We start from the raw sequence: 19,286 nt of genomic DNA, 5'->3' as shown, positions 1-19,286 counted from the left end.
TGTCGGACCGCGGGGAGGCCGGCGTGAACGTCCCGGCGCGGACACTGCGGAGGCTGGCCGCCGCGTACGGCACCCCGCTGTACGTCTACGACCTCGACGTGGCGCGGGCGGCGCACGCCGAGCTGGCCGGTTCGCTCCCCTCGGGCAGCCGCCTGTTCTACTCGCTCAAGGCCAACCCGTTCCCGCCGCTGGTGGGCGCGCTGCTCGACGCCGGGGCGCGGGCCGAGGTCTGCTCCCGCGGCGAACTGGACACGGCGCTGGCGGCGGGAGCGGACGCCCGTTCGTGCCTGTACACCGGCCCGGCCAAGACCGAAGCGGAACTCGCGCACGCCCTGGCGCGCGGGGTGCGGCTGTTCTCCGTCGACTCCCCCACCGACCTGGCCCGCCTGGGGCTGTGCGCGCGGCGGGCGGGGGCGCGGGCCAAGGCGATCCTCCGGCTGAACCCGTCGGCGTACCCGCGGGGCGCGGGCCTGGCGATGGGCGGCGCGCCGTCGCAGTTCGGGGCGGACGTCGCGTGGGTGTGCGACCGGCCCGAGCTGTTCGGGGCGGACGGGGTCGAGCTGGTCGGCTACCACGTCTACGTCGGGACGAACGTCGACGACACCGACCGGCTCATGGACTGGTTCGAGCTGGCGGTGGACGCGGTCCGGCAGGCGCAGGAGGCGCTGCGGCTGCGCGTGGAGATCGTCGACTTGGGCGGCGGCTTCGGCCACCCGTACGCGCGGCCCGGCACCCGTCCGGCGTGGCCGGGCCTGGCCGGGCGGCTCGCCGGGCTGCTGGCGCGGCTTCCCGGGGCGGGTTCGGGCGGGCCGGTCGCGGCGTTCGAGTCCGGCCGCTACCTGGCCGGTGGATGCGGCACGCTCGTGCTGGGCGTGCAGGACGTCAAACGCAGCAGGGACACCCGCTTCGTGATCGCCGACGGCGGTGTCAACGTGCTGGGCGGCATGCAGGGGCTGCGCCGCGTCCCGCCGATCATGGCCGAACCGCTGCCGCTGCCGTCGGCCGTGCCGGCCCCAGGCGGCCTGGACCGCGGCGGCGAGGCGGTGCTGGCCGGACCGCTGTGCACGGCGCTGGACCTGCTCAACCAGCGTGCCCGGCTCCCCGGCGCCGCCCCCGGCGGGCTGCTGGCCGTCCCGAACGTGGGCGCGTACGGGCTGACGGCGGCGCTGGTGGCCTTCCTCGGCCGGGACGCGCCCGCCGAGGTGGCCGTCGACGCCGACGGGGTCCGGGCGGCGCTGCGGCTGGAGACGGCGTACCGGCCGCTGCCGGCGGCGCCGCACGGCGTGAACGGCGATTTCACGGGCGAACAGGCCGCGGGCGAACAGGCCGCGGGCGAACAGGTCACGGGCGAACAGGCCGCCGGCGAGAGGGCCACTGGTGAAAGGGCGGAAACGCGATGACAGACCGGCGCGAGGAATTCCTGCGCGTACTGCTCGGCCACCTGGGCGCGGTCCAGGACACCGCGCAGATCAGCCCGACCGCGAACCTGCGGTCGCTCGGGCTCAACTCGATGCGGGCCGTCGACCTGGTGATGGACCTGGAGGACGCGTTCGGGTTCGTCTTCCCCGACTCGGCGTTCACCGACGAGGTGTTCGCGACCGCCGACAGCATCTGGGCGGTCGTGTCCGAGCAGATCTCCCGGCAGGCGTCCGGAGTGCCCGGGCAGGCGCCCGGGCACCTGCCCGAGCGGGCCGAGCCGTGACCGCCCGCCCCGACCTGGCCGGGGCGACCGCGCGGCTCGCCGATCTGGCCGAGGTCATCGACGCCACCGGCGATCCCGACGGCCGCGGCATCGGGGTGCTGCGCGACCACGGGCTGCTCGGCTACACGGTGCCCGCCGACTGCGGCGGCGCGGGCGCGGACACCGCCGCCTTCCTGCACGCCGCGGCGGAGCTGGGCGGGCGGTGCCTGGGCGTGGCGGTGCTGTGGGTCATGCACTGCCAGCAGGTGGCGGTGCTGGACGAGTACGCGCCCGAGCCGCTGCGGTCGCGGGTGCTGCGGTCCGTCGCCGCCGAGCAGACGCTGCTGGCGTCCATCACCACCGAGGCGGGCAAGGGCGGCCACATGCTGACCGCGCTGGCCGCGATCGACGACCGGGACGGCGTCGTCCGGTTCCACCGCGACGCCCCGGTGGTGTCGGGCGGGGCGCAGGCGGGCGCGTTCCTGGTGACGATGCGCCGCGCCGAGGACGGCCCGGCCGACGACGTGGTGCTGGTGCACTGCCCGCGCGAGCTGTCCGACCCCAAGGTGATCGCGCCGCTGCGGATGCTGGGGATGCGCGGCACCTGCAACGTGTCGATGACCGTGGACGTCGAGGTGCCCCGCGACCACGTCATCGAGCCGCCCGGCGGCTTCGCCCGGGTGGCGGCGCGGACGATGGCGCCGCTCGGGCATCTGGGCTGGGCGGCGGCGTGGACGGGCGCGGCCCGCGCCGCGCTGCGGCACGTCGTCGGCCACGTGCGCCGTCCCGCGGGCGGCGGCCCGGCGATCCGCCGCGACGACGACACGCTCGACCGCATCGCGCGGGCCCGCCGCGACCTGGACGTCGCCGAGGCGATGGTGGCCGCGGGGCTGCGCGAGTACGAGGCGCGCACCGGCGCCGGACGCGACCGCCCCGCCTTCCAGATCATGGTCAACAACGTGAAGGTCGTGGCGTCCGAACACTGCTTCGCGGCGGTCGACGGGCTGCTGGAGGTCGCCGGGCTCGGCCTCGGCTACCGGCAGGGCGACGGCCTGGTGCTCGAACGGATCTTCCGGGACCTGCGGTCGGCGAGCCTGATGTACGGCAACCGGCGGCTGCTGCGCGCCAACGGCAGGCTCGGCCTGCTGGACACCGCCGCCTCCTCGTTCGCCGCGTCGGGCCCGCTCGCCCGGGACGAGTGGTGAGGGCGGTGGACGCCAGGATGGAGACGTTCACGGTCTGCCCCGGCCACGCCGACGTGTTCGGCGCGGGGGCGCGCGGCTCCGCGGCGGGCGGCGGCTCCGGCGCGGCGTACCGGGAGACGGTGGCCGAGCACTGCGCGGCGGCCGAGCGGCTCGGCGCGTCGGCCATGCTCATCTACGACTTCTGGCAGTCGCTGGACCCGTGGCTGGCGGGGCAGCTCGTGCTGGCCGCGAGCACGACGCTGGAGCCGGTCGTGGCGGTCAACCCCGCGCTGACGCACCCCGCGACCGCGGCGCGGGCCGTCGCGGGGCTCTGCCATCTGTACGGGCGGCGCGTCAACCTGAACGTCGTCGCGGGCGCGAAGGCGGCGGAGCTGCAAGCCCTCGGCCTGGACCCGGCCCCGGGCGGCAAGTACGAGCGGATGGCCGACTTCATCGACGCGCTGCGGGCCGTGCTGCGCGGCGAGCCGCACTCCGGCCCGTGCTACGCCCTGCGGTCGGCGCCGCCCGAGCCGCCGCCCGACCCCGCGCTGGCGCCGCGCGTGCTGGCGCCCGGGTCGCGCTCTCCCGAGATCGCGGCCGTGCTGCCGCGGCTGGACCGGGCCCTGGTGATGGCCAAGCCCCGCGCGGACATCGCCGCCGAGCACGAGCGGCTGGCGGCGGAGGGCCTGGCGGGCGGGCTCGCCATGATCGTCGGCGTGGTCGCCCGCGACACCGACGAGCGGGCGTGGGACGTCGCGCACCGGCGCTACGCCGCCACCCGCCGCGACGCGCTGACCCGCCGCCTGTTCACCCGGCAGGTCACCTCCTCCCAGCACCGCGCCACCATCGACCTCGCCGAGGCCGGCGACCTGCACGACGAGTGCCTGTGGTACGGGGCGGGCCGCATCGGCATCGACTGCCCGAAGCTCGTCGGGTCCTACAAGACGGTGGCGGCGGCGCTGGACGCCTACCGGGAGCTGGGCGTGCGCACCGTCGTGCTCGACCTGCCGTACGAACCGGCCGAGTACGAGCACGTCGCGAGGGTGCTGGAGACGTGACGGCGACGGCCGGTCCCGGGCGCCCGCGGCCGCGGGCGGTGCCGCTGCCCGACGTGGCGGCGGTGGTGCTGCTGCGCCCGTCCGGCGCCGACGGCGGGGACGGGCCGCTGCCGCCGGTCCTGCGGGCGGCGGTGGAACGGCTCGGGCTGCGCGCTCCCCGCCTGGTGCGGCGCGAACCTTCCGGCCGCCCGTACCTGGCCCATCCGGACGGGCGCCGCTGGGAGGTGGACTTCAACATCTCCCACAGCGGCGGGCTCGTCGGCGTCGCGGTCGGCGTCGGCGGCCGGCTCGGGCTGGACGTCCAGGAGGCGCCCGGGCCCGGCTGGGAGCGCATCGCCCGGCGCTGGCTGCATCCCCGGGAGCGGCGGCGGATCGACGCGCTGCCGCCCGCCGGGGCGTGCCGCGAGTTCACGCGGGTGTGGGCGGTGCGGGAGGCGCGCTGCAAGGCCACCGGGCGGGGCCTGGCGGGCTTCCGGTCGCCCGGCGCGGTGGCGGATGCGGCCTGCGGGCACCTGGACGGGGTGGCCTGGCGGGAGCTGCCCGTCCCGGACGGCTACGCGGCGGCGCTGGCCTTCGCGGGCGGGCGCGGGCGGGACTGGCTGGTCCGCCCGGTCGTCATCGTCCACGCCGATTCCGGCATGCCGGTCCAGGAGGTCCGATGCACGAGATGACGCGGCCCGCCGGCACCGGGGAGGTGCGCGGCGACCTGCTGTCGTGCTACAGCACCGCGACGGCGGGCCTGCTGCGCGCGATCGGCGTGCCCGACGTCCTGGTGTTCGGGACGCAGCTGTTCCTCGGCGTCCGGCGCTCGGGAACGCTGATGGAGTTCCTCCACTACCACACGCCGCTCACCGGCGACGGCGAGCTGTACCGCGTGGACCTGCGGCGCCGGGGCGCCGCCGCGCCCGAGGAGGCGGCGGAGGGGATCGTCCGCCACGCGTGCGAGACGGGCGCGGCGATCGTCACCGGCCGCACCACGCACCTGCCCTGGATCGAGACCGGCGGCGCCGAGCCCGCGCCGCACTGGTTCCTGGTCAGGCCGGGGGCGCCGGGCATGGTGGAGGTCGACGACCGGTTCCTGTGGACCGACGACGCCGGGCTGCACCCGGGGTTCGTCGGCAGCGTGCCCGCCGCCGAGATCGGCGCGTACGCGTGGTCTCCCCCGCCGCCGAGCCCCGAGCAGGCCAGCCGTGAACGCTGGGCGCTCGGCGACCGCCGGGACCGGCCGCCGTGGTCGCCGCGGCGGCCGTGGCAGTGGCTGGAGCTCACCGGACGCCGGGTCCCCGAGGCCGCCGGGTTCGCCGCCGTCATGCTCGCCCGCAGCGCGACCGCGCGGATCGCCGACCCCGAGGTGGCGGCGCACGGCTGGGCGTGCGGGCGGGCGGCCTTCGACGTGCTGCGGGAGTGGCTGGGCAGGGGCCTGGCCGACCCGGCGACCTACCGGCACAACAACGACTTCTGGGTCGCCGCCCGCAACCGGAAGATGGTCGCGGCGTCGCTTCGCCACGCCCGCCTCCCCGGGCGGGGCGTCGGCGCGCTGGAGGAGCTGAGCGACTGGGTGGGCGCCACGCTCGTCCCCGCGTGGACCCTGCTGGTGCGCGCGCTGCACTACAACGCGCGGCGCGTCGCCACCGGGGGCCGCCCCCGCCCGGACGCGCTGACCGCGCTGAACGCCGTCGCCGACCTGGAAGACGACTTCCGCACCCGCCTCGGCGACGTCCTCTAGCCGCCCGCGGGGTCTGGTCCTGATGATCGAAGTCCCGCACAGTTGACGCATGACGTCGTTGGAGGACGCGCCGCGCGCGACGTACCGGGACGTGCTGGCCGAGCCCCGCTTCCGCGTGCTGTTCGGGGCGCGCTGCCTGTGGATCGCGGGCAGCGTGCTGCGGACGGTCGGGCTGTCGGTGCTGGTGTACGGGCGGACCGGCTCACCGCTGCTGGCCGGGCTGGCGTTCGGGGCCGGCTGGCTGCCGCAGGTCGCCGGCGGGCTGCTGCTCGGCGCGCTGGCCGACCGGCTGCGGCCCCGGCCGCTGGTCGTCGGCGCGTACGCGGCCGGTGCGGCGGCGACGGCGGTTCCGGCGCTGCCGGGCACACCGGTCGCGGTGTCCCTGCTGCTGGTGGCGGCGGTCTCCGTGGTCACCCCGGTGGTGTCGGGCGCGTTCAACCGGCTGATCAGCGAGGTGCTCAGCGGCGACGCCTACGTGCTGGGCCGCTCCCTGACCCTGATCGCGGCCTCGGCCGCGCAGGTGCTGGGGCTGGCGTTCGGGGGGATCGTCATCGCCGCGCTCGGCGCCCGCTCCGCGCTGCTCGTCGCGACGGCCGCCTTCGTGCTGGCCGCGGCGCTCACCCGGGCCCGGCTGCCCGACCTGCCCGCCGCGCCGCGCGCCGAGGGGATGCCCGGGTCCGTGCTGCGGGAGAGCTGGTCCGGCAGCCGCGACCTGCTCGCCGACCCGGTCGTGCGGGCCCTGCTGCTGGCGCAGTGGCTGCCCCTGGTGTTCGCCTCGGGCGCCGAGGGGCTGCTCGTGCCGTACGCGGCGGTGCGCGGGTTCCCCGAGGGCGCGGGGGCGCTGCTGCTGGCGTGCTCGCCCGCGGGGATGCTGGTGGGCAACCTGGCCGCCGGGCGGGGGTTGGGGCCGCGGGCGCGCGAGCGCATGGTCGTGCCGCTGCTGGTCCTGCTCGGCCTGCCGCTGCTGGGGCCGGCGCTGCCCGTCCCGCTGGCGGTCCTGGTCGTGCTGCAGTTCGCCGCCGGGGCCGGGTACGCCTACGAGCTGGGCATCCAGCGGCGGTTCGTCGACGCGGTGCCCGACGGCGCGCGGGGGCACGCGTTCGGGCTGGCCTCGACCGGGATGATGACGTTCCAGGGCCTGGGGCCGGTGCTGTCCGGCGCCGTCGCGGAATTCCTGCCGGTCGGCTGGACCATCGCGCTGTGCGGCGCGGCGATCGTGCTGACCGCGCTGCTGCTGCGCGGCGGGCTCGCCCGCGCGCGCCGCCTCGACGACCGGCAGGACGACCGGCAGGACGACCGGCGGGGTGACCGGCGGGGTGACCGGCGGAAGGGCCGGCAGGGTGATCGGCGGTAGCGGCGGGCGGGGCCCGCGGGTTCAGGGCGCGCAGGGGTCGGAGGGCCGCTCCCAGCAGGTGAGCCGCCGCCCGGCCCGCACCCACATGCGGATGCGGCCGTCGGAGGCGATGTGCAGCGTGCGCTCCTCGCTCCAGCCGCGCAGCCGGAACTCCCCCGCGCCCAGGTGGACGAGCCCGAAGGCCGGCTCGCCGGCGACCTCCAGCACCGGTTCGCCGTCCACGATCACGATCTGCGCGGGCAGGTCCGGTCCGGAGGAGACCTCGTCCTCGGACCAGTCGCGGAACGCGGCGGGCAGCATGAAGCGGCGGCGCAGCCCGGCCAGCTCCCGCTCCGGCAGCGGCACGGGCGGACGGGCGAACAGCACCTCGCCGATCGGCAGCCGGTCGCGGACGTCGGCCGGGAACAGGCGCAGCAGCTCCGGCGTGACGAGCGTGTCCAGGACGAGGTGGATCCTGGCGTCGTCGCCGGTGTTGCGCACCAGGTGGGGGCGGTTGAAGTCGCCGTACCAGAGCCGCCCCGGCTCCCAGTGGTGCGCCGCCCCCTCGATGACCACCACCGCGCCGGGGTTGGTGGTGATGGGCACGTGCAGGCGGAGCGTCCCGTAGGGCAGGCCGATCTTGGAGTCGCGGTGCTCGGGGGACTGCGCGCCCGGTCCCAGCGCCATCAGCCGCACCGCCCGCAGGGGCGCCGGGACGGCCGCCATCACCGCGCCGAGCGCGGGGCAGTCCGCCGCGTGCGGGGTGTCGGCGAACGGCAGCAGCCCGGCGCCGCCCGGGTCGGTGCGGGCCGGATCGCCGCCGGGACTGCGCAGGGGCAGGATCGTCCAGTCCGCGACCGTCGTGGGCATCAGCCCGTTCTGGCCGTAGGGCCGCTGCGCCCGCCAGGCGCGCTCGCGCAGCCGGCGGACCTCCGCCGCCAGCGGTGCCACGTCGAAGCGCAGGTCCAGCGCCGTCACGGCCGGCGCCGCCGTCGCCGTGCCGGTCACGGCCGCCCCGCAACGGCGCGGGCCACCAGCGTGCCGGGGTTGCCGTCCTCTTCGGGACGGTAGGTCGGCGCGTGCAGCACCGAGCCGCCCACCGCCTCGAACCCGGCCGCCTCCAGGTCCTTGAGCACGGGTTCCCTGCGGTGCAGGTTGTGGTCGCGCTCCACCGACTCGGTGGCGATCAGCTCGTCGCCGAGGTAGGTGCGGTAGACGTAGCGCAGCCGCCCGAGGTCGGGGCCGAGTTTGCGGACGGCGGTCGACAGCTCGTACCGGCAGTCGCCCGCGCGCACCTCGCCGCGCACGTGCTCGTCCCACTCGGGCACGGGCTCGTCCAGGACCATGTCCATGGCGAGCAGGCCGCCGTCGACCAGGTGCTCGCGGATCGTGGTGAACAGGCGCAGCCGGGCGTCGACGGGGATGTGCTCCAGCACGCCGCCGAAGCAGACCATGTCGAAGCGCCGGTTCAGCTTGAAGTCCGGGGCGGCGCCGTCCAGGACGGTCACCTTGTCCAGCAGGTCCGGCCGCTGCGCGAGCTTGGACAGCAGCACCGCCCGCATCGTCGCGGACCGTTCCAGGCAGTAGACGCTCGCCGCCCGCTCCGCCACGGCCAGGGTGATCCGGCCCGTGCCGGGTCCCAGCTCCAGCACGTTGGCGCCCTCGGGGACCAGGTCGGCGAAGAAGCCCACCGGCGGCCACCCGTCGGGCCCGGCGGCGGTGCGCAGCAGCTCGTAGTAGCCGGCGGAGAACGCGTACGGCTCAGCGGACATCGATGCTCCCATCGGGGGTCGGGTCGGCGCGGTCAGCGGGGGCGTGGAGTGTCGCGGCGGTCATGCCCGGGGGCCGTCCGCCACGGGAAGCCGGCGGAGCGAGCGCAGCGTCGCCACCGGGACGCGCTCGGGTTCGCCGGCCAGCATCAGCTTCGGGCGGACGGCGAGCAGGGCGGTGAACGCCGCCCGGAACACCAGCCGCGTCAGGGCGGCGCCGAGGCAGACGTGGGCGCCGCGGCCGAGCGCGAGATGCGGGTTGGGGGCGCGGTCGAGCACGATCTCGTCCGGCCGTTCGAACGCCTCGGGGTCCCGGTTGGCCGCGGCGACGAGGGCGATGACCTCCTGCCCCCTGGCCACCTGCCGGCCGCCGAGGGTCAGGTCCGCCGCGGCGATCCGCGTGACGGCCTGCACCGGGCCGTCGTACCTGAGCAGTTCGTCGGCGGCGCGGTCGAGCCCGGCGCGGTCGAGCGGCGCCAGCACGGCCGGCCCGTCCGGGCCGCGCAGCAGGGCCAGCAGCGCGTTGCCCACCGCGGCGGCCACCGAGCCGGAGGTCGACAGGGCCATGAACCGCACCGTGCTCTGGAAGTCGGCCTCGGACACGCCCGCCTCGCCGCACCACCGCGCGAAGGACTGCAGCGGCGACCCCTCGGCGGGCGCGGCGCACCAGTCGGCGACGAGCCGCCCGACGTACTCGCGGGACGGCGCGGTGTCCGCCACCGCCTCCGGCCGCAGCCCGGCGTCCATGAGCCGCTCCAGCGCGACCAGGTGGGGCGCGAAGGTCGCCGGATCGGGTTCGGGCACGCCCAGCGCCAGATGCACGGCCCGCAGGACCAGCGGGCGGATGAAGTCCTCGATCGCGTCGAACGGCTCGCCGCCGCGCGCGGCGAGCAGCTCGGCGGCCCGGTCGGTGAGCGCGGTCTCGGCCTCGGCGCTCTCGACACCGCGCAGGGCCTGGCCGATCGCGCCGCGGAACGCCTGGCTGCGCGGCGGGTCCATGCCCTGCACGCCGGGCGGGGCGGGCTCGTCCGGCCGCACCCGGGACGGGTCGGCGGCGAACAGGCCGCTGTCGCGCAGTACGAACCGGCAGTCTGCGTACCGGGTCACCATCCACGCCCGCAATGGCGCGAACCAATGCACCGGGTCACGTTCCCTGAGCACCGCGTAGGCCGAATAAGGATCTTCCAGAAAATCGGATGAGCGTGGATCGAATAGCGGCTTGCTCGGCATCGGCGACCACCAGAAGACGATCCGGCACCGAAAAAGCGGCGCCGGCGGAATGACGGGTGAATGCCGGGCCCGGACGGCCCGGAGACCATCCGGGCCCGGCCGCTTCCATCACCACAGGTACTTCATGACCAGGCTCCTCTCACAATTGGCAAGATCATTTGATCTTGTCAAGAGTAAGATCCGCGGCCATCCAGCGTCAATTGTCGATACCTGCCAAGGCCGCCCCCCTTTTCTCGGACCCGGCGCGCCCGCACCGCGGCACCGCACCGCTGTGGACACCCTCCGGATCCGGAGTTACAGTGACGCGGGGCCCGCCGGCACTTATCCGGAACAACTTCTTCGGGGAGCCGCGCTTTGAACGACCCTTCTTCTTCGCTGCCCGTTTTTCCGATGCCGCGGCGCTGCCCTTTTTCGCCGCCGCCGGAATACCGGCGGCTGCGCGCGGCGGGGCCGCTGGCGCGGGTGTCCTTCCTGGGCCGCCCGGTGTGGGTGGTGACACGGCAGGCGGAGGCGCGGCGGCTGCTGACCGACCCGCGCTTCAGCACCGACCCGACCACGCCCGGGCATCCGCTGGCCGGTTTCGCCGGCTCGGCCGACGAGCAGGCCGGCCAGTTCCTGGACATGGATCCGCCCGAGCACGGCCGCTACCGCCGGATGGTGATCCCCGATTTCAGCGTCAAGGGCGTCCGGCGGCTGCGGCCGCGGATCCGGCAGGTGGTCGACGAGCTGATCGACGACATGCTCCGCGCCGACGGGGCCGACCTGGTCAGCGCGTTCGGGCTGCCGCTGGCCGCCCAGATGATCTGCCAGATCCTCGGGGTGCCGTACGAGGACCGCGACTACTTCCACCAGTGCACCCGCCGGATCGCCGAGGCGTCCGGCGAGGGCGCCGAACAGGAGGCGGGCGCCGCCCGCACCGAGCTGATCACCTACCTCGGCGCACTGGTCGACCGCGCGGCGCGCCGCGGCGGCGACGGCATCGTCGGCCGCCTGGTCGCCACCCGGCTGGCGACCGGCGAGCTGTCGCGCGACGAGGTGGTCGGCATCGCGTTCCTGCTGCTGGTGGCGGGCCACCAGACCACCGCCAACATGCTTCCGCTCGGCGTGTTCACGCTGCTGAGCCATCCCGAGCAGCTCGCCGAGCTCACCGCCGACCCCGGGCTGTGGCCCGGGGCCGTGGAGGAGCTGCTGCGCTTCCACTCGGTCGTGGACTGGGCCGCCTTCGACCGGGTCGCCACCGAGGACGTCGAGCTCGGCGGCGAGGTGGTCCGCGCGGGCGAGGCGATCTTCGTCCTCGGCGCGTCCGCCAACCGCGACGAACGCGTCTACGAGCGGCCCGACGAGTTCGACGTGCGCCGCGGCACCCGGCACCATCTGGCGTTCGGGTACGGCTTCCACCAGTGCCTCGGGCAGCACCTGGCCCGGGCCGAACTGGAGATCGGCCTGCGCACGCTGTTCGAGCGCATCCCCTCCATCCGTCTGGCCGTCGGTGCGGACGAGCTGCCGTTCAAGTACGCCAACCGCACCTTCGGCCTCTACCGTCTCCCGGTGATGTGGTGATGTCGATCTCCGCCGACCGCGACCGGTGCATCGGCTCCGGCCAGTGCGTGCTGTCCGCCCCGCACGTCTTCGACTCCGACGACGACGGCCTCGTCGTCGTGGTGGACCCCGACCGCACCGGCGACCGGGCCGTGCGGGAGGCCGCCGTGCTGTGCCCGGTCGGCGCCATCACGGTCGCCGCGGAGGGCTGACGCGGGCCCCGCGGCCGGCCCGCACGGGGGCCCGGTGAGAATGGGACCGTCCGTGGGGGTCTGCGCTATGGAGCACGGCGGTGCCGGCTCCGGTGAGGGGAGCGATGGCGCGCAGCGCGGTGGTCGTCGGGGGCGGGATCGGCGGGCTGGCGGCGGCGGTGGCCCTGTGCCGCCGCGGCTGGCGGGTGCGGGTCTGCGAGCGGGCGGCGCAGTTCACCGAGGTCGGCGCCGGGATCAGCCTGTGGCCGAACGCGCTGCGGGCCCTCGCGGCGCTCGACCTGGCGGACCGGGTCCGCGGCATCGGGGCGGTCGAGAGCGCCGGGAGCCTGCGCGACCGCTCGGGGCGCCGGCTGTCGCAGGTCGACAACGCCGAGCTGGAACGCCGGTACGGGTTCCCGGTGCTGATGGTGCACCGCGCCGACCTGGTGGACGTCCTGGCCGACGCGCTGCCGCGGGAGGCGCTGCTGCCGTCCACCACCGTGACCGGGATACGCGCCGACGGCGACGCGGTGGTGGTCGAGCACGGCGCCGGCGAGCTGCGGGCCGACCTGGTGGTCGGCGCCGACGGCCTGCGCAGCTCCGTGCGCCGCCTGCACTGGCCGGAGGCGCGGGCGCCCCGGTACGCGGGGTTCACCGCCTGGCGGATGATCGTGCCGCCGCTGCCCGAGCCGGTCGCCGGCGGCGGGGAGACGTGGGGACGCGGCGAACTGTTCGGCTTCGCCGCGATGACCGGCGGCAGGACCTACTGCTTCGCCGCCGCGGCGGTGCCGCCGGGCGGGGCCGCCCCGGACGGGGAGGCCGCGGAGCTGCGGCGCCGGTTCGCGCAGTGGCCCGACCCGATTCCGCGGCTGCTCGCCGCCGCGCCGGAGGACGGCGTGCTGCGGCACGACATCTACGCGCTGCCGCCGCTGCCCTGCTACGCCAAGGGCCGGGTCGCCCTGCTCGGCGACGCGGCCCACGCGATGACGCCGAACCTGGGGCAGGGCGCCTGCCAGGCCCTGGAGGACGCCGTCGTGCTGGCCGACTGCCTCGACCAGGCCGGCGACGTCGGCTCGGCGCTGGCCGACTACGACCGGCGGCGCAGGCCCCGCACCCAGCGCGTGGCGCGCCGCTCCGCGCGGATGGCGGCGCTGAGCCTGGCGAAGTGGCCGCCGGCCGCGGCGGCGCGGAACCTGGGCGTGCGGCTGGCGCCCGGCACGGCGGCCGTGCGCGCCATGGCGCCCGTCCTCGGCCGGCGGCCGTGACGGCGGCGGCCGTCGGGTCAGGTCTTGAGCGTCCGGTCAGGTCTTGAGCGGGTCGTGTCCCCAGTTCATCAGAGAGTGCCGCCAGCGGGTGTCGCGGACGTCGCCGTCGGGGCGCTGCGCCAGGTGCCGCCGGATGTAGCCGACGACCTTGCGCATGTGCGCGCGGTCGTCGGCGGACAGGCGGCGGGTGTTCGTCCGCAGCAGCGCGACGATCCGGCGGCCCGACTCGTGGCCCGTGGACTCGCCGCCGCCGGAATGCTGCCCGGCCGCCTTGGACTCCTCGGTCTCCAGCCAGCGCTCCAGCTCGGCGGGGGTGAGGTTGACCAGGTCGCGGAACCGCTCGGCGATCTGCTCGTCGTCCTCGCCCGGCACGCTTCAGTCCTCCTTGTCCAGCGCGCCGGGCTTGTGCACGGCCCTGCCGCCGGACTTGTCGCTGCGGACCTCGTACTGCGGCTCGTCCGGCGACGCCGCGACCGTCCGGCCGGCCGCCTCGGTCCGTTCGGTGATCTCGCGCTCGACCTCGCCATGGGCCTCGCCGCCGTGGCTGCGCCAGGAGACCCGGTCGCCCTTGCGCAGCCGGTCGTCCTCGGCCATGGTGCCCTCCCCCGGTCCTGTTTCGCCTGCCGGGGTCCCATACCCTCAGGTCGGCGGCGAACGCACCGGGCGGCGGGCAGGCGGCCGCGGCCGCCAGCGGTCGCCGACGGCGGCCTTATATCTTCGTGAACTCCCTACAACAGCCCCGAAGTTCTCATAAGGTTCCGCAGGTGTTGATCTTGACTGGACGGTTCGGCGACCGCGGTGCGGCGGCGGCCGCGGGCGGTCGCCGCGGCCGGGTCACCGGGTTGCTGGGGCTCGGCCTCCTCGGGATCGGCGCGGCGGTGTTCGCCGCGGGCATGGCGGCGGGGCCGTCCGGGCTGGTGGCGCACTGGGGGCCCGACGGCCCGTTCCTGCACTGGGCGGCCGAGCCGTCCCGGAGCACGGTCACCTTGATGGGCCGCGGCGCCGCCCTCTGCGCCGGGCTCGGTGTCGTGCTGGTGCTGTGGGCGCTGAGACGGGGATGGAGCGGCGTCCGCCCCCGGGTGCTGCTGCTGGCGGGCGCGCTCACCGCGGTCCTGTTCGCCCTGCTGCCGCCGTCCGGCTCCATCGACATCCTCAACTACGCCATCTACGGCCGCATCACCGACCTCGGGCTCGACCCGTATGTGACGACGCCGAACGAGCTGCGCAGCACCGGCGACCCCGTGGGGCTGCTGCGGCCCCGGGCATGGGCGAAGCAGCCGACGGTGTACGGGCCGGTCGCCACCGCCGCGCACGCGCTGGCCGCCCATCTCGGCGGCGCGTCCATGGGCTGGATCGTCTTCTGGCTGAAGATCGGCCACCTCGTGGCGTTCCTGGCGACCGCGGTGATGATCGACCGGCTCAGCGGCCCCGAGCCCGCCGCCCGCGTCCGGGCGGCGGTGCTGTGGACGGCCAATCCGCTGGCGCTGTTCTGGATGGTCGCCAGCGGCCACGTCGACGTGCTGGCGGCGGCGCTGCTGACCGGCGCCGTCCTCCTGCTGGCCGGGCGGGTGCGCGCCGGCGGGGCCGAGCTCGGCCGCGGGCTGGCCGCGGGCGCCCTGGCCGGAGCCGCGGTCGCCGCCAAGGTGACGTTCCTGTTCCCGGTGCTCGGGCTGGCGCTGGCGTGCCTGCGGCGGCCCCGGGCGGTGGCGGCCGGGGCGCTCGGCGCCGCCGCCACCGTCGCGATCGGCTACCTCGCCGCCGGACGCACGGCGATCGCGTCGCTGACCCAGCGGATGGCCCACGACAGCGACCTGTTCCTGCCGATCCCCGGGCTGCTGCGGGACCGCCCCACCGTCTACAGCGCGACGATCCTGCTGAGCACCCTGGCGACCGCCGCCGTGCTCTGGTGGCGGCTGCACCGCGACACCCCGCCGGCCGCCGGGCGGGACCTGCCGCTGGACGCGCGGCCGCTGATCGCGTTCGCCATCGCCTGCGTGGTGATGTCGCCCGTCCAGTACCCCTGGTACGACGCGGCCTTCCTGCCGCTGCTGGTCCTGCTGCCGCTCACGCGCTTCGACGAGGCGCTGGTGGTGCGCGGCGCGGTGCTCAGCGCCGTGCTCCTGCCGGGCATCGGCACCCCGCCCTCCCAGTACGAGGCGGCGCGCGTCGCCGTCCTGCTCTTCTCGGCCGCCCTGGCGGTCTTGTGCCTGTTCACCGTCAGGCCGCGCACCCCTGCCCCCGCGGACCGGGTGCCCGGGACGGGGGCGCGCGGTTGGCAGGCGCACAGGGGGTAGGGGTCCTGGCGACGGCATGAGAGCCGCCGGGCTTCCGCCGCCGGATGCCGGGAGCCTCCGGCGGCGGAGAGAATCGGGGTACGGCCATGCCAGGCAACAAGGGCGTCGTGTACGCCAAGCCGGGTCAGGTGGAAGTGCACGCCACCGAGTACCCGACGTTGGAGCTGAAGGACGGGCCCGGCGTCAACCCGGCCAACGTGGGCCGCAGGACGCCGCACGGGGCGATCGTCAAGTGCGTCGCGACCAACATCTGCGGCAGCGACCAGCACATGGTGCGCGGCCGCACCACCGCGCCGGCGGGGCTGGTGCTCGGCCACGAGATCACCGGCGAGGTCGTCGAGACCGGGCCGGACGTGGAGTTCATCAAGGTCGGTGACCTGTGCTCGGTGCCCTTCAACATCTCCTGCGGCAGGTGCCGCAACTGCAAGGAGGGCAAGACGGGGATCTGCCTCAACGTCAACCCCGACCAGCCCGGGTCGGCGTACGGGTACGTCGACATGGGCGGGTGGGTCGGCGGCCAGGCCGAGTACGTGCTGGTCCCCTACGCCGACTGGAACCTGCTGAGGTTCCCCGACCGGGACCAGGCCATGGAGAAGATCCTGGACCTGGCGATGCTGGCGGACATCTTCCCGACCGGCTACCACGGCTGCGTCACCGCCGGCGTCACCACCGGTTCGACGGTCTACATCGCCGGCGCCGGGCCGGTCGGGCTGGCCGCGGCCACGTCCGCCCTGCTGCTGGGCGCCGCCGCGGTCATCGTCGGCGATCTGAACGAGGAGCGGCTCGCCCAGGCGCGCCGCTTCGGCTGCGAGACGGTGGACGTCTCGCGGGGCGATCCGCGGGACCAGATCGAGCAGATCCTGGGGACGCCGGAGGTGGACTGCGGTGTCGACGCGGTCGGGTTCGAGGCGCGCGGGCACGGCGCCGAGGCGCAGGCGGAGCACCCGGCGGCCGTGCTGAACACGCTGATGGAGATCGTCCGCGCGGGCGGCGCCGTGGGTGTCCCCGGCCTGTACGTCACCGGCGATCCGGGGGCGTCCGACGAGGCCGCCAAGGTCGGGTCGCTGTCGGTCCGGCTGGGGCTGGGCTGGGCCAAGTCGCTGTCGTTCGCCACCGGCCAGTGCCCGGTGATGCGCTACCACCGCCGGCTGATGGCGGCGATCCTGCACGACCGCGTGTCGATCGCCGAGAACGTCAACGCCACGGTGATACCGCTGGACCGGGCGCCCGAGGGGTACCGGGAGTTCGACCGGGGCGCCGCGCGCAAGTACGTCCTCGACCCGCACGGGCTGCTCGCCGCCGCGGCCTGACGGCGACCTGCTCTTCGGGCAACACGGACACCGCGGGTCTTACTAGGATGCTTCCCGTGAACGGAGATCAAGACGGCCGGGATGGGCATCCTTCCAGCGACGTGGAACCCACGGCGCCCATCAGGCCGCCGGCCGCGGCACTGGTCGACGAGGCCGACCTGGCGGCGGAGGCGGCCCCGGCGGGCGTGATCCCCGAGGAGCGCGCAGGCCGGCACTGCGTGTACTGCGGACGGCCGGTGCCGGCCGAAGCGGGCCCGGACGCCCTGTTCTGCGGCGACGCCCACCGCGTCGCCTACACCGGGGAGGCGGCGGCCCGCGGCGACGAGGCCGCGCCGGTCCGCGCGCTGGCCCAGGACGTCGACCGGCTGGCGGCGCTGGTGACCCAGCTCGCCGACACCGCCGCCGTGCTGGGCGAGCGGCTGGACGACGAGGTGCGCGGTGTCATCGGCAGCGTGGAGGAGGCGCTGGCCGAGGCGGGCAGCGCCCGGCGGGCGGCCGCCGAGGCCGACGACCGCGCCGAGCTGGCCGCGGCGCGCGCCGAGGCGGCCCGGCAGGAGGCCGCCGACGCGATCGAGGAGCTGCGCCAGGGCATGGCGGCCGCCAAGGCGAGCGTCACCGCCGCCCAGAACAGCGAGGCCAACGCGTGGAAGGAGGCCGGCGCCGCGCAGCAGGCCCGGGCCGCCGCCGCGAACGAGGCCGCGCACGCCGAGGGGCTGCGCAAACGCGCCGAGGCGGCGTGGAACGCCGAGCGGCAGGCCCGCGCCCAGCTCGAGAGCGAACGCGAGGACCTGCTGGCGCAGCTGGCCACCGAGCAGAGCGCGCTGGCCATGACGCGCGCCGAGCTGGAGGACGCGCGCGCCGAGGCCGACGACGCCTTCGCCCGGCTCGAGGCGGCCGCCAAGACCGAGCGGGACCTGCGGGCCGAGCTGGCCGCCGCGCAGAGCGACATCCAGCGGCTGACCGTCGAGCTGGACGCCGCCGCCGTCCGCGCCGCCGAGCAGGCCGCCGGCCCCGACGGCGCCGAGCAGCTCGCCGACGCCGCCATCGCCCGCCTCGACGACGCGCAGGCCCACGACGACCGCGCCGAGCAGCGCGCGGACGCCGCCGTCGAGCGCGCCGACCGGGACGCCGCCGCCCTGCGCGCCCTGCAGGACACCCTGCGCTCGGCGCTGGACCTGCCCTCGGTGGAGGACATCGGCGACGGCCAGGGGGTCCGGTTCGGCGGGCCCGGCGAGGCGGGCGCGGTGCTCGCCCTGCCCGGCGGCCTGATCGGGCTGGACGGCGTGCCCGACGTCCTGGACGGCGAGACGGCGGCGCGGTTCGCGCGGGCGGTGTTGGCCGTGCGCGTCCACCAGGCCACCCGGCGCCCGCACCCGGACGACGAGCCCGCCGCCCGCGACGGCGATCAGGAGGACGGCGGGGCGGACTGACCTTCCGCGCCGCCGCGGGCCCACAGGCGGCGGTAGAGGCCGTCGGTGCGCACCAGCTCGCGGTGCGTGCCGCGCTGCACGACCCGCCCCCGGTCGAGGACGACGATCTCGTCCACGGCGTCCAGGCCGGTCAGATCGTGGGTGATCAGCAGGGTGGTCCGGCCGCGGGTGACGCGCAGCAGGTCGGCGGTCAGGGCCGCGCGGGCCGCCGGGTCCAGGTGGGCCGTCGGTTCGTCGAGCACCAGCAGCGCCGGATCGGCCAGCAGCGCGCGGGCCAGCGCCAGACGCTGCCGTTCGCCGCCGGACAGGCGGGCGCCGTGCACGCCGACCGGGGTGTCCCAGCCCTGGGGCAGGGAGCGGATCCACGGCAGCAGGCGGGCGGCGTCGGCGGCCGCGGCGAGCTCGTCGTCGCTCGCGCCGGGACGCGCCAGCCGCAGGTTCTCCCGGAGGGTGCTGTCGAAGACGTGCGGGTGCTGCGGGCAGCCGCCGATCACCCGGCGCACGTCGTCGGCGGCGTAGTCGGCCAGGTCGCGGCCGTTCAGGGTGGCCTGCCCGTGCTGGGCGTCGACGAAGCGCAGCAGCAGCGCCGCGACGGTGCTCTTGCCCGCGCCGCTGGGGCCGACCAGGGCGACGCGGCGGCCGGGCTCCAGGTCGAGGTCGACGCCGTCCAGCGCCCAGGGCTCGTCCGGCCCGTACCGGACGCGGACGCCGCGCAGCCGCACGGTCACCGGGGGTTCGGGCGGCGGCAGCGGGCGGGACGGCTCGCGCACGGGGTCGGGGGCGTCCAGCACGCGGGTGATCCGGCGGGCGGACGAGCCGGTCTCGGCCAGCCGCGCCGCCGCCGCGGGCAGCGGCGCCACGGCCTCGAACGCGGCCAGCGCGGTGAGGGCGAGCACGGCCAGCGGGACCCGGCCCAGGTCTCCGTCCTCGACGGCCGCCACGCCCAGCAGCAGCACCGCCCACACGGTCAGTCCGGTGACGGCGGTCCCGAGCCCGGCGCCCAGCGCCAGCGCGAACGCGTTGCGCCGGGTCTGCCGGGTGAGGTCGCGGTCGGCGGCGGCGAGGGAGGCGATCGCGCGGTCCCGGGCGCCGAAGGCGATCAGGTCGGGGGCTCCGGACAGGGCGTCGACGACGCTGGTGGTGAGGCGCCCCCGGGCGGCGGCGGCGCGGTGCGCGGCGCGGCGGGCGACCAGCACCGAGCACAGGGGGACCAGCACGCCCGCGGACAGCAGCCCGGCGACCAGCGCGGCGGCCGGCGGGGCCAGCAGGAACGCGC

Annotated in this window: 19 protein-coding genes; 13 read left to right on the top strand and 6 right to left on the bottom strand. The window is 76.3% G+C overall.

The window, feature by feature from the left end:
- Nucleotides 1-23 precede the first annotated feature (23 nt).
- Genes ABD879_RS12600 through ABD879_RS12570 form a run of 7 tightly spaced genes read left to right on the top strand, consistent with a single transcriptional unit; the run spans nucleotide 24 to nucleotide 7,003 of the window.
- Nucleotides 24-1,400, top strand: a complete 1,377-nt coding sequence (locus tag ABD879_RS12600) for a type III PLP-dependent enzyme domain-containing protein (protein WP_345020828.1) — start codon at nucleotides 24-26, stop codon at nucleotides 1,398-1,400.
- On the top strand, nucleotides 1,397-1,702 hold the full coding sequence (locus ABD879_RS12595) for an acyl carrier protein (RefSeq protein ID WP_345020825.1): 306 nt from the start codon (nucleotides 1,397-1,399) through the stop codon (nucleotides 1,700-1,702). Before ABD879_RS12600 ends, ABD879_RS12595 begins: the two co-directional genes overlap by 4 nt.
- On the top strand, nucleotides 1,699-2,886 hold the full coding sequence (locus ABD879_RS12590; RefSeq protein WP_345020823.1) for an acyl-CoA dehydrogenase family protein: 1,188 nt from the start codon (nucleotides 1,699-1,701) through the stop codon (nucleotides 2,884-2,886). The genes ABD879_RS12595 and ABD879_RS12590 overlap by 4 nt, the downstream gene beginning before the upstream one ends.
- 5 nt (nucleotides 2,887-2,891) lie before the next feature.
- Nucleotides 2,892-3,923, top strand: coding sequence for an LLM class flavin-dependent oxidoreductase (locus tag ABD879_RS12585; protein ID WP_345020820.1), 1,032 nt, complete (start codon nucleotides 2,892-2,894; stop codon nucleotides 3,921-3,923).
- Entirely contained in the window at nucleotides 3,920-4,594 is a 675-nt protein-coding gene (locus ABD879_RS12580; protein WP_345020818.1) for a 4'-phosphopantetheinyl transferase family protein, read from the top strand. Before ABD879_RS12585 ends, ABD879_RS12580 begins: the two co-directional genes overlap by 4 nt.
- Nucleotides 4,582-5,649 carry a hypothetical protein gene (locus tag ABD879_RS12575; RefSeq protein ID WP_345020816.1) on the top strand — a complete coding sequence of 356 codons (1,068 nt, stop codon included), beginning with the start codon at nucleotides 4,582-4,584 and terminating at the stop codon, nucleotides 5,647-5,649. The genes ABD879_RS12580 and ABD879_RS12575 overlap by 13 nt, the downstream gene beginning before the upstream one ends.
- A 49-nt stretch (nucleotides 5,650-5,698) precedes the next feature.
- Complete coding sequence (locus ABD879_RS12570) at nucleotides 5,699-7,003, top strand: MFS transporter (RefSeq protein WP_345020814.1); 1,305 nt, start codon at nucleotides 5,699-5,701, stop codon at nucleotides 7,001-7,003.
- 21 nt (nucleotides 7,004-7,024) lie between these two features.
- Here ABD879_RS12570 and ABD879_RS12565 read toward each other — a convergent pair whose 3' ends face one another.
- From ABD879_RS12565 to ABD879_RS12555, 3 genes are read right to left on the bottom strand one after another with little or no spacing between them, the layout of a single operon-like run.
- Nucleotides 7,025-7,990, bottom strand: a complete 966-nt coding sequence (locus ABD879_RS12565) for an aspartyl/asparaginyl beta-hydroxylase domain-containing protein (protein ID WP_345020812.1) — start codon at nucleotides 7,988-7,990, stop codon at nucleotides 7,025-7,027.
- Nucleotides 7,987-8,754 (bottom strand): class I SAM-dependent methyltransferase, encoded by a 768-nt coding sequence (locus tag ABD879_RS12560; RefSeq protein ID WP_345020810.1) that lies wholly within the window; start codon nucleotides 8,752-8,754, stop codon nucleotides 7,987-7,989. Before ABD879_RS12560 ends, ABD879_RS12565 begins: the two co-directional genes overlap by 4 nt.
- Before the next feature lie 60 nt (nucleotides 8,755-8,814).
- Nucleotides 8,815-9,858: a cytochrome P450 gene (locus ABD879_RS12555; protein WP_345020808.1), complete on the bottom strand. Its 1,044-nt coding sequence runs from the start codon at nucleotides 9,856-9,858 to the stop codon at nucleotides 8,815-8,817.
- Between the two features lie 513 nt (nucleotides 9,859-10,371).
- Between ABD879_RS12555 and ABD879_RS12550 the strand changes: the two genes are divergently transcribed.
- The 3 genes from ABD879_RS12550 to ABD879_RS12540 all read left to right on the top strand — a co-directional run bounded on the left by ABD879_RS12550 (nucleotide 10,372) and on the right by ABD879_RS12540 (nucleotide 12,976).
- The gene (locus ABD879_RS12550; RefSeq protein WP_345020805.1) at nucleotides 10,372-11,541 is read left to right on the top strand and encodes a cytochrome P450; all 1,170 of its coding nucleotides are present in this window, start codon (nucleotides 10,372-10,374) and stop codon (nucleotides 11,539-11,541) included.
- Nucleotides 11,541-11,732 (top strand): ferredoxin, encoded by a 192-nt coding sequence (locus ABD879_RS12545; protein ID WP_345020803.1) that lies wholly within the window; start codon nucleotides 11,541-11,543, stop codon nucleotides 11,730-11,732. Before ABD879_RS12550 ends, ABD879_RS12545 begins: the two co-directional genes overlap by 1 nt.
- 104 nt (nucleotides 11,733-11,836) lie before the next feature.
- A complete protein-coding gene (locus ABD879_RS12540) occupies nucleotides 11,837-12,976 on the top strand; it encodes an FAD-dependent monooxygenase (RefSeq protein WP_345020800.1) in 1,140 nt (379 codons plus the stop codon).
- A gap of 36 nt (nucleotides 12,977-13,012) precedes the next feature.
- Here the strand turns inward: ABD879_RS12540 and ABD879_RS12535 are convergent, their stop codons facing one another.
- Together ABD879_RS12535 and ABD879_RS12530 are read right to left on the bottom strand one after the other, a co-directional pair.
- The gene (locus ABD879_RS12535; RefSeq protein ID WP_345020798.1) at nucleotides 13,013-13,348 is read right to left on the bottom strand and encodes a DUF3140 domain-containing protein; all 336 of its coding nucleotides are present in this window, start codon (nucleotides 13,346-13,348) and stop codon (nucleotides 13,013-13,015) included.
- A 3-nt stretch (nucleotides 13,349-13,351) separates the two neighbouring features.
- Nucleotides 13,352-13,570 carry a hypervirulence associated TUDOR domain-containing protein gene (locus ABD879_RS12530; protein WP_345020796.1) on the bottom strand — a complete coding sequence of 73 codons (219 nt, stop codon included), beginning with the start codon at nucleotides 13,568-13,570 and terminating at the stop codon, nucleotides 13,352-13,354.
- Nucleotides 13,571-13,740: 170 nt separating this feature from the next.
- Here ABD879_RS12530 and ABD879_RS12525 point away from each other — a divergent pair, with 170 nt between their 5' ends.
- The 3 genes from ABD879_RS12525 to ABD879_RS12515 all read left to right on the top strand — a co-directional run bounded on the left by ABD879_RS12525 (nucleotide 13,741) and on the right by ABD879_RS12515 (nucleotide 18,010).
- Nucleotides 13,741-15,270 (top strand): MptA/MptB family glycosyltransferase, encoded by a 1,530-nt coding sequence (locus tag ABD879_RS12525; RefSeq protein WP_345020794.1) that lies wholly within the window; start codon nucleotides 13,741-13,743, stop codon nucleotides 15,268-15,270.
- 86 nt (nucleotides 15,271-15,356) lie between these two features.
- Nucleotides 15,357-16,580: a formaldehyde dehydrogenase, glutathione-independent gene (fdhA, locus tag ABD879_RS12520; RefSeq protein WP_345020792.1), complete on the top strand. Its 1,224-nt coding sequence runs from the start codon at nucleotides 15,357-15,359 to the stop codon at nucleotides 16,578-16,580.
- Nucleotides 16,581-16,681: 101 nt separating this feature from the next.
- On the top strand, nucleotides 16,682-18,010 hold the full coding sequence (locus ABD879_RS12515; RefSeq protein WP_345020791.1) for a coiled-coil domain-containing protein: 1,329 nt from the start codon (nucleotides 16,682-16,684) through the stop codon (nucleotides 18,008-18,010).
- Here the strand turns inward: ABD879_RS12515 and cydC are convergent.
- Nucleotides 17,986-19,286, bottom strand: a 1,301-nt coding sequence (cydC, locus tag ABD879_RS12510; RefSeq protein WP_345020790.1) for a thiol reductant ABC exporter subunit CydC, incomplete at its 5' end; no start/stop codon positions are given. The two genes, ABD879_RS12515 and cydC, sit on opposite strands and share 25 nt — an antisense overlap.

The sequence above is a fragment of the Actinomadura keratinilytica genome (genome assembly GCF_039539665.1).
Taxonomy (GTDB): Bacteria; Actinomycetota; Actinomycetes; order Streptosporangiales; family Streptosporangiaceae; genus Spirillospora; species Spirillospora keratinilytica.
Note: the sequence above shows the minus strand (reverse complement) of the source record. Positions and strands in the feature narration are given on the sequence as shown.